The organism is Curtobacterium sp. ISL-83, assembly GCF_018613895.1.
In the GTDB taxonomy this organism is placed as follows: Bacteria; Actinomycetota; Actinomycetes; order Actinomycetales; family Microbacteriaceae; genus Curtobacterium.
The window spans coordinates 17,434-30,562 of the sequence record NZ_JAGGPH010000022.1; the positions used below are offsets into that span (position 1 = coordinate 17,434).

The window sequence follows — 13,129 nt, forward strand, 5'->3', positions numbered from 1 at the left end:
TCGACCTCGACCTCGACCTCTGCCAAGGAGCGCGCCTGACCACTGATGCCGAGTTCGGGGAGGGTGAAGAGCCACCTGTGACCCCTCGCACTCAACGGTCAAACGTCGCCGCCAATGTCGACACAATCGGATCCTGGCGGCCCAAAAGGAGCAGCTACTGCACCAGCAATCCCACAGCCGACTCTGCCGATAATGTATCTTATGTCAGGTTGTGTGTCCGGGGTGCGTGCGCGACGCACAAGAACCCCGCGCGCGAGAGTTCGCTCCACCGGCGGTGGCAGGAGCGCTTCAGTGCTGGCCGCGGCGGTGTGGTGGAACGCCGGCACCTAGCCAAACCTGCCGACGGCCCAGTGAGCTCAACACACGTGCAGAACGTCACTGAGGTCTGCGCTGCCAACCCAGCCCGGACGGTGCAGATCTCCGCGCTGTCGCTTAGCGAACGGTGGCGCACCAGCGTGCCCTGCACGCTCGTTAACGAGCCCCGATGAACCCGACCATTCGGTACTAGTCCGCAGCGCGGAGCGCCTCGGCAAGCTCTGCCTCCGATGGCAACGCCGCCTGCACGGCCGGCGGGAGAAGGTCATAGCTGGCGACCCCGAGCGGAGTGTGGTGGGCGCCAAGTGAGTAGCGGACGACGGCGTCGTTCTTGTCCGCGACGAGCAGCAGGCCAACGGTCTCGGCGTGCTGAGGGCGGCGGAGCTTGTCGTCGACCAAGGCCACATAGAAGCCCAGCTGGCCGAGGTACTCAGGCTTGAACTTGCCGGTCTTCAGCTCCACAACCACGTAGCGGAGCTGGTCGACGTGGAAGAACAACAAATCGACGTAGAAGTCGTCACCGTCGACATCGAAGTGCACCTGCCTGCCCACGAACGCGAACCCCTCCCCGAGCTCTCGGAGGGTGTCGATGATGCGGTCCACGAGCGCCTGCTCGAGGTGGCGCTCCTTCGCGTCGCCGTCGAGGGCGAGGAAGTCCAGTACGTACGGGTCCTTCGTGATCTGCTGCGCCAGATCAGAGTCACCGGGCGGGAGCACGTCGACGAAGTTCGTCGGTGCCGCCTGCAGCCGCGTGTGCGCGGTAGTTCGGATTTGGTGCTCGAGCACGTTCCGGGACCATGCGTGCGCTGCCGCCTGGTCCGCGTACCAATCCCGGAGATCGTGATCATCGAGCCTGTCGAGGAGGACCGTGATGTGGCCCCACGGCAGTTGTCCAACGGCCTGTTGGACAACTGCGTCCATAGGCCACTCCCCCGCGAACCGCCGCATGTAGAACAGGTTCGCCCGCGAGAACCCCTTCATCTCGGGGAACTCGGCACGCAGATCCGTCGCGAGGCGGCCGATGACGTTGCTGCCCCAGCCCTCATCGCCCTGGCGTTGCAGGATCGTCGCGCCGATTCCCCAGTAGAGACGGATGAGTTCCGTGTTCACGCGGCGCTGCGCTGCGAACCGGGCAGCGCGCACCTGCTGCTTCAGCTCAGTAAGGGCAGCGGCGTACCCGGAGACAGCTGGCGACGAATGAGACATCACGCCAAGTCTGCCTGATGGGCAACATCGGAAGAACCTCCTGAGCAGACATGCCACAGTGGAGGTGCCCCTCTAGCGAAAGGCGACATCCCCCATGGCGCAGAAAGTCACCACGCACTTCGTCGACGACCTCACCGGCGACACCATCGAAGACGGCAAGGGCCGTACCGTCACCTTCGGCTTCGACGGCACCAGCTACGAGATCGACCTCACCAATGACAACGCTGAGCAGCTCCGTGAAGCGTTCGCCGACTACATTGCTGCCGCCCGCAAGGTCGGCAGTCGTACCGGCCGCTCCGCCAGCGGTAGCACCCCGAAGCGCGGCAACTCCGAGGAGCTCGGCAAGGTCCGCGAGTGGGCCGCCGCGAACGGCCACGACGTGTCCTCACGCGGCCGGATAAGCCAGGCCGTCCGCGACGCGTACGACGCCGCACACTGACGCCACTCCCCCAAGCAGAACAGCCGGCCGCCCCGGTGAGGGTGGTCGGCTGTTCATGTTCGCGCCGATATGGCGGGGTTATGTCAGGTGCATGGCTCACCTCCATCTGACGCGGCTCGATGTCGGCGGCATGTGCGACGGTGGCCTGGACACGACGACGTGTCGCAGCCGTAAGGGAGTACCCGTGAGCATTCGCATTACACACATCCGCCTCTCCAACGGGGTTCGCGACCACGAGCACATCACGCATGTGCGGTGGACCAACCGCGAGAATGGCGCTACCGACAGCAGCACCGTTGCCACCGTCGTCGATTGGATCGACGACAAGAACGGCAAGGCCTATGTCGGGACTGGCACAAATCAGGTCCCCGTCGGCGTTGTGCGGCCGCAGGGTGGCAGTGCTTACCTCCGCTCCTACGCCGACGGCCAGTGGAACAACAACCTGCTCTCACTCGATACGTTCTGAAGCACAGTGCGGTAGAGCCCCGAGAGGAATCAGACCCGGCCCGCGCCGTGAGGACCTCTTGGCGACTACACGACGGCGCACCCCACGCAACCCATGATTCACCGGGTCATTCGTCGACGGCGTGCTCGGCGAAGAGCCTTGAGCCGCTCGCGTGGGGACTCGTCACTTTCTGTGGAATCGACTGGCTTGAATCGGGTAGAGCCCGACATGCAGAGCAACTGTGACCGGCTTCCAAACCTTGCCCGTCTCAACCCAAGCCATGCTCCAAGCCCCTGAAACCAGAAGGTGAGGTCCGGCGTGAGGATCACTCCCGCCGAGGTTTCGAGCCCGGGTTGCCGACCTTCGTCGGTGGGATGGCCCAGAATGATGCTGTGAGTAGCTCCCCCCTTCCCCTTGCTTCCGACACCTCGGAGCTCCGCAAGGCGAGAGGCGCGTTCTTCACCCCGGAACCTCTCACCCGGTTCATCACCGACTGGGCTGTCCGGTCCCCTGACGACCGAGTGATGGAACCGTCAGCAGGGGACGCGGCGTTCCTGGTGGAAGCGGTGCGGCGTCTCGCGGAGCTGGGAAACCAGACACCGACCGTCGCCGGGGTGGAGATCCACGAGCACAGTGCGCGTGTCGCCGACGAGCGCGTCACGGCGGCGGGCGGTGTCGCGGAGATCACGCACAGCGACTTCTTCCTCGTTCCCCCGACTCCGAGCTACGACGCCGTGATCGGCAACCCTCCCTACATCCGCTACCAGGACTTCGCAGGGGAAGCTCGCACTCGCTCACGGGCAGCTGCGCTCGGCGCCGGTGTCGTCCTCAACGGCCTCGCATCCAGTTGGGCAGCGTTCACGATCCAATCGGCCTTGTTCCTCCGTCAGGGCGGCCGGATGGGTCTGGTCCTGCCGGCAGAACTGCTGAGCGTTAACTACGCCGCCCCGGTGCGACAGTTTCTCTTCGACCGTTTCGCCCGCATCGAGCTGGTGCTCTTCACCGAGCAGGTGTTCCCAGAAGCAGAAGCCGACGTGGTGCTGCTGCTCGCTGACGGCTTCGATCAGGGGCCCACCGACCACGCCACGATCCACCAAGCCCAGCACGCCGCAGCGCTGCAGAGCCTGGGCGTCCCCCTCACCTGGTCGCCGAAGAGCCCGGCCGACAAGTGGACCGGTCTCCTCGTTGGCACTGACGCTCTTCGACCCCTCCGAGAACTCCGGGAATCGGGTGAGTTCGGAACCCTTGAACACTGGGGTGACACGACGCTCGGGATGGTGACCGGCAACAACGGGTACTTTGCTCTGTCGCCCGCTCGGGTACGTGAACTGGGATTGACCAGGGCCGACTTGCTCCGCCTGTCTCCCCCGGGCAGCTCGCACCTTCGTGGGCTGGCGCTCACTCGGCATCACATGACGAACCTCGGCAACGCCGGGAAAGCGACCTGGCTGTTCCGCCCCGGGGACAATCCCTCTCCGGCCGCTCAGGCGTATATCCAGGCCGGCCACATTGCCGGCGTTGACCAGGCCTACAAGTGCCGGGTCCGGCGCACCTGGTATCAGGTGCCGCTCCTGCCACCAGCAGATCTGCTCCTGACGTGCATGAACGCCGACACTCCCCGCCTCACGACAAACGACGCCGGGGCACTGCACCTCAACTCAGTTCACGGCGTCTACCTCAAAGACGAGCACCGCGACCTCGGCCGGGAACTCCTGCCGCTCGCCAGCCTCAACTCCGTCACGCTCCTCAACGCCGAGATGGTGGGCCGCTCCTACGGGGGCGGAATTTTGAAGATCGAACCGCGAGAAGCCGACGTCTGGGCCATGCCCTCTCCGACTCTCGTCGCTACACGTGCGGGGGCGCTTCGCGCGGTCAAGGCCGACGTCGCCCGTCTCCTCCGAGCAGGCGACCTCCTCGGCGCCGTCGATATCGTCGACCAAGCCCTTCTGCTGGACTCCGGCGCGCTCACCAACGCCGCCGTCGACGTCGTCCGCCAAGCACACCTCTCCATGACAGCACGACGAGTATCGAGGTCTGAAAGTGGCCGGTAAGCCATCCGCGAAGTCCAAGGCGTGGGCCATCTTCGACCGAATCTGCACCGACGCTGCCCCGGGCGGTGAACACACCAACCCGTGGAGGCAAGACGCCGACGGAACCGTGACGTATGGGCCAGACTTCGACGTCCTCGAAAAGCTCCTCGGCGTCCCCCTCTACCTCGGCGCTCCCACCACCTCCGGCGTTCCCGCCCTGGCGTTCGACGTCTGGGTGTCGTACGAACTCCGCCGCGCCGGATTCGACCACGACGCAACCTGGCCCCGCGGAAAGCACCCGCGAATCATGCCGGCCGCGATCGTCAACCTCCTCGCTGGACTCCCGAAGAAAGAACGAGCACGGCTCGAAGCGCGCCTCACCAAGTCGACGCCGATCAAGGGCGTCACCTCCGCGTCCGCGAACATCTTGGGGAAGAACTACCTCAAGCAGGTCGACGTCGTCATGTCCGACTGGGACACCGGCCCCGAACTCCTCATCAGCACCAAGCGGATGGACTCCAGCTTCGGCAAGAACGCCGCGAACCGCGTGGAGGAAAGCTACGGCGACGCCAAGAACCTCCGTCTCCGGCACCCACTCGCGGCCCTCGGATTCGTGTACGGGCTGCGATCCACGATCCTGACCGAGGAAACGGAAAAAGCTGAGTGGCTGATCGACCTCCTGCAGAAGCTCGGCCGTGAAGACGACGCCTACCACGCCGTAGCACTCATCATGATGGAGTACGGCCAAGCACCCCCCTCCGAGAACGAACAGGCACCGGGCGAAGCTGACGATCCACTTCTCGCAGCCGGCATAGTCCCCGAGGACGAGGACGAAGACGAAACCCTGGAAGACATCCCTGCGTCAGCCGTCGACGACGCTCTGGCAGCCCTCCCTCGCGTCACGATCCATCATGACGCTGTCCCTGCGCCTCTTCAGCCCGCGCACTTCATGGCGCTGATGGTCAATCGCGTCATCGACGCCACACCTGTAAACCGTCACAAGGAAGCACGACGCCGGTTCCGCGAGCCCATTCAGAGCTGACCGAGCCCGACCCGGGGACGCATTGCTACCCCGGTCAACTAGAGCCTCTCCGGGGGTTGCATAGCACGCCTTGACGGGGCTCCCCTCGGCCGACCCGCTTCAAAGCAGATGATGGACGACGTTCCTGCTGATAGTGGTCTCTTATGTCACAACCGACGGATACCCGCGTCGTCGGACCGCACCAGCCGGCATCGCGACAGACGCGCCCTCGCGTTGCTGTCGGTGCGGTCTGGCATCGTCTCTCATGTCGCTAGATGAAGCGCGATTGATGACAGTACGACATGGAGAGGCAGACACATGGCGGTCTCAGACGACGTTGGCGAAGCAGTCGCTCGTTCCCGGGCTAGCCGCGAACGTGTTCAACAAACGGTCCCCGACGTGGGAGATGCATGGCGCTGGTACGACGTGGCCCAGCGACTGCAACGGTTTTCATACAAGTTACCGAAACGATATCGGCGGCCGAGAGTTGCGTTCGACGCCTTGAGCCGCCTTGTAAACCTCGGTTATGCTTACCACCAGCACGCGGAAAATTTCGCCTGGGACCATGACGACCCTATGTACAATCTGCATGTACCGACCGAGGAGCACGTCAAAAATATCGGTCTTTGGGTTGTTGAACTGTTTCCACCGAGTGAATTTGCCAGTTTAACGGCCTCGATTCATAAAAACGCTTGGGATAACCAGCGGCAGTGGCTACTAGGGCATCGATCGAACGAGGAATTCCTGCACGATTCTCGAGTTACTCGTGGAGTTGAATGGTGGAATTTGGCAACAATCGCAGACGTGGACAGCAACATTTTCGCGCCTGACGCCACGCGGGAAACCACTCCTCGCCCATTTCAGAGCATCGATTTGCGAGCTATCCATGTCGGAGCGGGCCTAACGGCGGTAGTCGCGCATTTCCGATTCAAAGAGTCATCTTCAGACGATCTCGACTCAGTCCTTCATGGGCCTCATGAACCGCGGCTAATCCATCAAAACGGAAAACGTCCAGTCGCGGATAATCGACTATTTAGCGCCTATCGGACTACCCAAGAGGTTCGCGCGGCCCAGCACGACACGGCGCGGGCCTGGATGAAAAAACGGTGCCCGGGGTTCTTTGCTTCTCACGACGAACCCCAGTTGCTGTTGGATCTGCTTCTATTGGACTCCTCCTCACCGTTTCAACAGGAACCCCCCAGTCGGGACGAGCGGGAAACGATTCGCGCTCTAGGAATCCAAAATGTTCTGTTCTTCTCTTCCGAATCACTCCCTCAACTAGCCTTGTCTGTGCAATCAGTAGACCTGACGCCAGGTATGCCGGCAAGAAACACATGGACTCTGTGGGGAAATAGCTCGGCCTCAGTTGGCGCGGCGGAACGCCTCGACATTTACGGAGAGCCGTCCGCCTACGGCCTGGGTGAGCACGTCGGTCGACTCGTGCGCAGCTTTCTGGTGAAGCTATCACTGAATACTTTCATCGACGTGTCCGAACGGCTCTACTCGACATCCCGCGACGAGGCGCGTGTAGGTCATCGCAGCTTCACCACCAAGTCGTTGGATGCCCTGCGCGCTCAGCTCTTGACACTCAGCCTAGACCTCACATCAATCACTGATGACGTGAAATCATATTGGTCGCGCAAATATGTCACGGAACCAGAAATCGAGTTCAGTCGAATAACTGCCCCGTGGTTGGAGGCGGCCCATCGGGAGCATGGTCAATCCCCGATTCCGGCGTGGAACTTCAATAAACACATGCAGAAAGAGCAATTGAAAAGACTACGCATGCTAAGAGAAGCGGACGCTGAATACCGAGGTCTTCTTGCTACTGTTGCTTCACTTGGTGCGTCTATAGACGCTTCAAGGCTCGGTCGACGCGCCCTCTGGGCGTCGATAGCGTCACTGGTAGTGGCAGTAGTTGCGGTGCTCTCTGCGAGCGTCACAGGCAGCTCCATTGGCGCCGACGTTTGGATGTTTATGCAACACCTTCTCGCCAGATGACTGCAGTCCCCTCACACTGGCATGTACTGCTGCACTTTCGCAGGGTGCCTGTAAGCGGGCACACAACATGAAAGGTCATGCGGTTCTGCGGTATACGCCAGCGCCACGCCTACCCCAGGTGCGTTTGACGTCGCGCTGGGGTGGGTACTTGTGCCGTTGCAACGCTTCCGTGCAGGGTCTAGAGATCCTGCGACACGAAACCCCCGACGCAAGCGGCGACGACGGCGGCTCGAGCAGGTGCCGAGGATTCGCGGGTGCGCGCAGCGAGCTGCTAGCAAGAAGGGTCGAGGGCGCCTGCGCTGGTTCGGGTCCGGGACAGGCGCCCTCGCGCTACGACGCCGTCGGGTACGACGTGCGATCACGACAAGGCCATCCCGGTAGCGGGGGCAGGCGACCGCGGCTAGGGTTCCGCGGCGTAGCGAACGACACGGTACTTCGATACCCGGCGAGAGCGCTCACGAAACCCACAGCCCGGTGTACCCCGCCTCGCCCCTGACTTCTCGCAAGACGCGGCGGCTACTCCGCGCCGCCGCGCTGGACTGCCCGGTACACCGTCGACCGTGCCACCCCGAACAGCTCCGCGATCTCACTCGTCGTGTGCCCGCCCGCGCGGTAGAGCGCCACCAGGTGCTTCTCCTGCGAGACGGTGAGCTTCGGCTTCCGGCCGCGAAGCTTGCCGGCAGCCTTCGCGATCGCCATCCCCTCACGCGTTCGAGCGCGGATGAGGTCCGCTTCGAACTCGGCCACCATCCCCAGCACGTTGAACAGCAACCGCCCTACCGGGTCGGTCGGGTCGTACACCGCTCCCCCGAGGTTCAACGCGACGCCCTTCTTCGTCAGCTCATCAGCGATGTCCGTCGCATCACGCAACGAACGCGCGAGCCGATCGAGCTTGGTCACAACCAACGTGTCCCCTGTACGGCATGCGGCCAACGCTTCCCGGAGGCCCGGCCGTGCTCGAGTGGTGCCCGAGAGCCCGTGGTCGACGTGAACGTTCTCGTCGGGGACGCCAAGAGCCCGGAGGCCGTCTCGTTGCGCTGCGAGATCCTGCCCCGATGTCGAAACGCGGGCGTAACCGATGAGCATGGCGCAACTGTAGCGTTTATGCCCCCTTCACCGGGCATTTATGCGGGACAGGCAAACGGGAATCACGAACCCAGTAGTTTGCTGCTCCTGCTCACCCCGGCGAGGGTCGCTCGTGGTGTCCCGGTGAACGACCGTCTACTGAGACGGTGTGCGTGGCGCCACAAAGATGCAGAAGGGGTGTCCGGAAGGGTCAGCGAAGACGATGAGGGGTTCGTTGACGTCGTCGGATCGATCCTTCAGGACTGCCACTCCCAAGCGCAGAGCGCGGGCGCGCTGCTGTTCGGGCGTGGCTGTCGTGTCCACGGTCAGGTCGAGGTGGAGCATCTGCGGCAGTGAGCCGGTCGGCCACTGTGGTCGGGGCAGGTCAGGAGCGAGCTGGAACGCCAGACGGCGGGTGCCGTCGTCGGCGGTCAGCACCAACTAATCGGGTTGTTCCGTCTCGTCGGCGTCAGGTTCGTCGCCGTCTCGCTAGTGAAGGCACAGTAGTAACCGGTAGAACTCGGCAAGCTCGCGCAGCGCTGGCATGTCGATGACGGACTGCAAGAGGTGTGGCACGTCCAGCCGGCCGACGACGCCGACGTTGTCATCCGACCGCACCGGGACGCGCGGCGCGGGATCACGATTTGGACGCTCGCACGCAGTCGCGCCCGGACGGTCTCACGGTCGCGAGGATGCGCATCACGACACCAGCGCCGCCAGAGTCCGAGGCGGGTGTGCATCCCGGCCGGGACTGGGTCACCGTCTTTTACGCTACGGCTGAGTTGCGACTGGGTAACCGCCTGGTCCGCGTCGAGGCCGGAAGTGCGGCGGAGTTCTCGACGATGATCCCGCACGTGATCGGGGCTGCCGGTGGTCAGCCCGTCGAGGTGCTCACGATCCGCACCACGGACGGCGAGCACGCGCACATCGCGCCCTCATCAGCAGCGACCGCGCAGGGTGTCGAACTCTTCGTCCTCCGCGTTCCGCCCGTTGGTCACCCGGCGACGGGCGGTGGTCGTCCGACGTCGGTCGATCCTGCAAATGACGAGAGCGACGACGGCACCCAGGAGCGATCCCACCGTGTTCATGAACCAGTCGTTCGTGTCGCACCGACGACCGAGTGCCGGCGCGAGGGCTTGCACGACCTCGATGGCGACGGAGAGCGCCACCGCGCCGGCGAGGACCGTGAGCGGTCGGTTCGTCGCGGTTCCGAGGAAGAGCACAAGCGGCAGCAGGAGCGCGACGTTGGCGAGCGTCTCGAGGCCCTGGAACGGGACGGAGAACTGCACGGTGCAGGTGACGCCGCCCGGCCGCGTGCCGTCGGGGAACAGTGTGAGCACGAGCACCGCGACGAGCGACACCCCGGACAGGCCCAGCAGGACGCCGCGGAGCCGCAGGCGGTGGAGCAACCAGGCGAGCACGGCGGCGGCGGCGAGTGCCACCCAGAATGCCGCACGGACCAGGGGTGCGTGTTCGATGAGGAACGTGGAGATCATTCGGAGCCGTCGTGGTCGTGGTCGTGGTCGTGGTCGGCGTGGTGGTCGAGTCGGTCGAGCCAAACCCTCATGAGTGCCGACTCCTCGGGGAGCAACGGGCTTGATCTGCCTGCTTCGAGTCGCGCGCGGAGCTGATGACGAGAGGCCGCGTCGACGTCACCGCGTTCCGGGCTGGGCGGCTGCACGAGGACGGCACCGAGGACCGCGCCCCGGAGCGTGTCGGCGACGTCGTCGGAGTCGTCCTGGCGGTTCGCGCTCATCCCATCCAGTGCGAGCCCGACGTTCGCGGCGAGCAGCATCGTCGCCGCGACCCTGACGTCGACTCGGAGCATGCCGGCGGCAGCGCAGCGGGTCAGCGTCCGTTCGAGGAGCGCGGTCACGCCGTCGCGCGTCGAGCTGCTGGCCCACGGCCGGGGAGCGAACATCAGTCGGTAGAGCGCGGCGTGCTCGCGCGCGAACGCGAGGTGGTCGTCCCAGCCGCGTCGTAGGTCCGCCGACGGGTCGTCGGACACCTCGAGCTCCGCCTTCCTGGCCGCGTACCGCTCGAGACCTGCGTCGGCGAGGGCGTCCAGCAGCCCGCGCTTGTCGCCGAAGACGCGGTAGAGCACGGGCTGGGTCACGCCGACTGCTTCGCAGACAGCACGGGTGGCGATGTCGCCGTCGGGAGCTGCGACGAGCTGCTCCTCCGCCGCTCGGAGCAGCGCGCTCCGGAGTGCTTCATCAGATCGGGCCATGGAGCGATCGTAGCGCAAATGGTATCGATGATCGTATCTGTGCTAGCTTCACCGTAGCGTCGAAACGAACGGCGCATATCAGTGAAAGGAAGCACGATGAGCAACACTCCAGAACGCGTCGCCGTCGTCACGGGGGGCTCACGCGGCATCGGCCGCGCGGTGTCGATCCGGCTGGCGGCCGACGGTTTCACGGTCGTCGTGAACCACGCCAGCGGTACGGCCGCGGCCGCCGCCACCGTCGAGCAGATCCAGGATGCCGGCGGTCGCGCCATCGCCGCGCAGGCCGACGTCGCCGACGAGCACGCCGTCGCCGCGATGTTCGACCGGATCGAGGCCGACCACGGCGGCGTCGACGTCGTCGTGCACTCCGCCGGACGACTCGCACTGTCGACGATCGCCGACCAGGACCTCGACGTCCTCGATGCACTGCACCGGACGAACATCCGCGGGACCTTCGTCGTCGCGCAGCAGGCGGCGCGCCGGCTCCGGGCCGGTGGCACGTTCGTCGGCATGTCGACCTCGGTGGTCGGGACGCAGTTCCCGACCTACGGCGCCTACGTCGCGAGCAAGAGCGCCGTCGAAGGCATGGTCCTGATCTTGGCGAAGGAGCTCCGCGGCCGGGACGTCACGGCGAACGTGGTGGCCCCGGGACCGACGGCGACGACGCTGTTCCTCGACGGCAAGACCCAGGAGCAGATCGACACACTGTCGAAGGTCCCGCCCCTCGAGCGGCTCGGCACGCCGGAGGACATCGCGGGGGTCGTGGCGTTCCTCGCCGGGCCCGACGGCCGCTGGATCAACGGCCAGATCATCCGCGCCAACGGCGGGATGGTCTGATGGCCACTCCACGGGTCGTCCTCGTCACGGGTGCGTCCAGCGGCTTCGGTCGGCTGACGGCTGAAGCGCTCGCGCAGGCGGGCAACGTGGTCGTTTCGGGCATGCGCGCAGTCGACGGCCGGAATGCGACGGCTCGCGTCGAGCTCGAGGATCTCGCCATCCGCGAGGGCTTGCAGCTCGGCGCCGTCGAGCTCGACGTGCAGTCACAACAGTCCGTCGATGACGCCGTCGACGCGGTCGTCCGTTCGCACGGGCGAATCGACGTCCTCGTGCAGAACGCTGGCCACATGGCCTACGGCCCGGCCGAAGCGTTCAAACCCGAGCAGTTCACGGCCCTCTACGACGTCAACGTCGTCGGTGCACAACGCGTCGCCCGCGCCGTCCTGCCGCACATGCGCCTCAGGCGGTCCGGACTGGTCGTGTGGGTCGGCAGCTCATCGACCCGCGGTGGGCACCCGCCGTTCCTCGCGCCGTACTTCGCGGCGAAGGCCGGGATGGACGCTCTGGCCGAGAGTTACGCAGCGGAGCTCGTCCGCTTCGGCATCGACACCACCATCGTGGTCCCGGGAGCGTTCACCTCGGGGACGAACCACTTCACGAATGCCGCGGTCCCGACGGACACCGCCCGAGTCGCTGCACACGACGAGGAGTACGGGGCGCTCCGGCAGGACCTCACCGACCGCCTCGCCGCGATCGTCCCGGTGGACGCCGACGTGCAGGACGTCGCCGACGAGATCGTCCGCGTGGTCGGCCTCCCAGACGGGACCCGCCCCTACCGGACCCACGTCGACCCCTCGCGCGACGGCAGCGAGGTCGTCTCAGCGGTCGCGGACCGCATCCGGTCCGAGTTCTACCACCGCATCGGCATCGAGGACCTCCTGTCCCTGAACGCCGCACTCTGACCCCCGGATCACCCGGGAAACCCCACCGAGAGGAACACCATGCCCTTCGCCAACATCAGGATCCCCGCTGACACCCTGACCGCCGAGTCGAAGAAGAAGCTGCAGGACGCCGTCACCGACGCCATCGTCGACGCGTACGGGGAGCGAGCGCGCCCGACCACCCTCGTCATCCTCGACGAGGTCGCCGACGGCGGTTGGATGCTCGGCGGCACCATCCTCAACGAGGCGATGCTCGGCCGCGTCTAAGTCCGCTGGCCACACGTAGACGAAGGGACCCGGAAGACCGGGTCCCTTCGTCACCAGTTCGAGAAGACGGCGTCGCACTGTCCGGTAGCCGATCCTCTACCGGAACGCTCACGGGGCCGCAGGGAAGGATCTGCCGGACGGCCGCCCGGACTCGCGCGCTGATCTGGCGTCCGTCCTCGACCGCGCTTCCGCAGCGCGGCGCCGCTACCATTCGAGCATGGTGACCCACTCGGAGCCGACGCCGGTCGCGTGGACGCCACCCGGTCCGCCACGACGTCGCATGCGCGGCTCGGTGACGACAGCCTCAGCGGTGCTCCTCCTGGTGTTGGCTCACGCTGCGTTCCTCATCGATCTGCACAACGTCGCCACGACCCCCGACTCGTGTGAGGTGT

General features: G+C 65.2%; 13 protein-coding genes. 8 read left to right on the forward strand and 5 right to left on the reverse strand.

Features of this window, described 5'->3' with window-relative positions; translation table 11 throughout:
* Window positions 1–504: 504 nt before the first annotated feature.
* Entirely contained in the window at window positions 505–1,521 is a 1,017-nt protein-coding gene (locus tag J7E22_RS16560; protein ID WP_214982954.1) for a YhcG family protein, read from the reverse strand.
* Between the two features lie 94 nt (window positions 1,522–1,615).
* On the opposite strand from J7E22_RS16560, the gene J7E22_RS16565 reads away from it, so the two are divergent.
* The 5 genes from J7E22_RS16565 (at window position 1,616) to J7E22_RS16585 (ending at window position 7,457) form a co-directional block, all read left to right on the forward strand.
* Window positions 1,616–1,960, forward strand: coding sequence for an Lsr2 family protein (locus J7E22_RS16565; RefSeq protein WP_214982944.1), 345 nt, complete (start codon window positions 1,616–1,618; stop codon window positions 1,958–1,960).
* 184 nt (window positions 1,961–2,144) lie between these two features.
* A complete protein-coding gene (locus J7E22_RS16570; protein WP_214982945.1) occupies window positions 2,145–2,426 on the forward strand; it encodes a DUF3892 domain-containing protein in 282 nt (93 codons plus the stop codon).
* A 332-nt stretch (window positions 2,427–2,758) separates the two neighbouring features.
* Window positions 2,759–4,456 carry an N-6 DNA methylase gene (locus tag J7E22_RS16575; RefSeq protein WP_251009300.1) on the forward strand — a complete coding sequence of 566 codons (1,698 nt, stop codon included), beginning with the start codon at window positions 2,759–2,761 and terminating at the stop codon, window positions 4,454–4,456.
* Window positions 4,446–5,477: a hypothetical protein gene (locus J7E22_RS16580; RefSeq protein WP_214982946.1), complete on the forward strand. Its 1,032-nt coding sequence runs from the start codon at window positions 4,446–4,448 to the stop codon at window positions 5,475–5,477. The genes J7E22_RS16575 and J7E22_RS16580 overlap by 11 nt, the downstream gene beginning before the upstream one ends.
* A gap of 378 nt (window positions 5,478–5,855) precedes the next feature.
* Window positions 5,856–7,457, forward strand: coding sequence for a hypothetical protein (locus J7E22_RS16585; RefSeq protein ID WP_214982947.1), 1,602 nt, complete (start codon window positions 5,856–5,858; stop codon window positions 7,455–7,457).
* Window positions 7,458–7,973: 516 nt separating this feature from the next.
* On the opposite strand, the gene J7E22_RS16590 is transcribed toward J7E22_RS16585, so the two are convergent.
* The 4 genes from J7E22_RS16590 to J7E22_RS16605 all read right to left on the reverse strand — a co-directional run bounded on the left by J7E22_RS16590 (window position 7,974) and on the right by J7E22_RS16605 (window position 10,752).
* The gene (locus tag J7E22_RS16590; protein WP_214982948.1) at window positions 7,974–8,543 is read right to left on the reverse strand and encodes a recombinase family protein; all 570 of its coding nucleotides are present in this window, start codon (window positions 8,541–8,543) and stop codon (window positions 7,974–7,976) included.
* A gap of 135 nt (window positions 8,544–8,678) precedes the next feature.
* Window positions 8,679–8,960 carry a VOC family protein gene (locus J7E22_RS16595; protein ID WP_308159288.1) on the reverse strand — a complete coding sequence of 94 codons (282 nt, stop codon included), beginning with the start codon at window positions 8,958–8,960 and terminating at the stop codon, window positions 8,679–8,681.
* A gap of 500 nt (window positions 8,961–9,460) precedes the next feature.
* Window positions 9,461–10,018 (reverse strand): VanZ family protein, encoded by a 558-nt coding sequence (locus J7E22_RS16600; protein WP_214982949.1) that lies wholly within the window; start codon window positions 10,016–10,018, stop codon window positions 9,461–9,463.
* Window positions 10,015–10,752 (reverse strand): TetR/AcrR family transcriptional regulator, encoded by a 738-nt coding sequence (locus tag J7E22_RS16605; RefSeq protein WP_214982950.1) that lies wholly within the window; start codon window positions 10,750–10,752, stop codon window positions 10,015–10,017. Before J7E22_RS16605 ends, J7E22_RS16600 begins: the two co-directional genes overlap by 4 nt.
* A 96-nt stretch (window positions 10,753–10,848) precedes the next feature.
* On the opposite strand from J7E22_RS16605, the gene J7E22_RS16610 reads away from it, so the two are divergent.
* Genes J7E22_RS16610 through J7E22_RS16620 form a run of 3 tightly spaced genes read left to right on the forward strand, consistent with a single transcriptional unit; the run spans window position 10,849 to window position 12,737 of the window.
* On the forward strand, window positions 10,849–11,589 hold the full coding sequence (locus J7E22_RS16610) for an SDR family oxidoreductase (RefSeq protein WP_214982951.1): 741 nt from the start codon (window positions 10,849–10,851) through the stop codon (window positions 11,587–11,589).
* On the forward strand, window positions 11,589–12,491 hold the full coding sequence (locus tag J7E22_RS16615; protein WP_214982952.1) for an SDR family oxidoreductase: 903 nt from the start codon (window positions 11,589–11,591) through the stop codon (window positions 12,489–12,491). Before J7E22_RS16610 ends, J7E22_RS16615 begins: the two co-directional genes overlap by 1 nt.
* Window positions 12,492–12,530: 39 nt before the next feature.
* Window positions 12,531–12,737, forward strand: a complete 207-nt coding sequence (locus J7E22_RS16620; protein ID WP_214982953.1) for a tautomerase family protein — start codon at window positions 12,531–12,533, stop codon at window positions 12,735–12,737.
* Window positions 12,738–13,129: the final 392 nt, after the last annotated feature.

Bases quoted from the DNA above. Each gene is read 5' to 3' on its own strand.
- J7E22_RS16565 (WP_214982944.1), top strand. From the start codon at position 1,616: ATGGCGCAGAAAGTCACCACGCACTTCGTCGACGACCTCACCGGCGAC.
- J7E22_RS16590 (WP_214982948.1), bottom strand. From the start codon at position 8,543: ATGCTCATCGGTTACGCCCGCGTTTCGACATCGGGGCAGGATCTCGCA.
- J7E22_RS16600 (WP_214982949.1), bottom strand. From the start codon at position 10,018: ATGATCTCCACGTTCCTCATCGAACACGCACCCCTGGTCCGTGCGGCA.
- J7E22_RS16560 (WP_214982954.1), bottom strand. From the start codon at position 1,521: ATGTCTCATTCGTCGCCAGCTGTCTCCGGGTACGCCGCTGCCCTTACT.
- J7E22_RS16615 (WP_214982952.1), top strand. From the start codon at position 11,589: ATGGCCACTCCACGGGTCGTCCTCGTCACGGGTGCGTCCAGCGGCTTC.
- J7E22_RS16605 (WP_214982950.1), bottom strand. From the start codon at position 10,752: ATGGCCCGATCTGATGAAGCACTCCGGAGCGCGCTGCTCCGAGCGGCG.
- J7E22_RS16610 (WP_214982951.1), top strand. From the start codon at position 10,849: ATGAGCAACACTCCAGAACGCGTCGCCGTCGTCACGGGGGGCTCACGC.
- J7E22_RS16620 (WP_214982953.1), top strand. From the start codon at position 12,531: ATGCCCTTCGCCAACATCAGGATCCCCGCTGACACCCTGACCGCCGAG.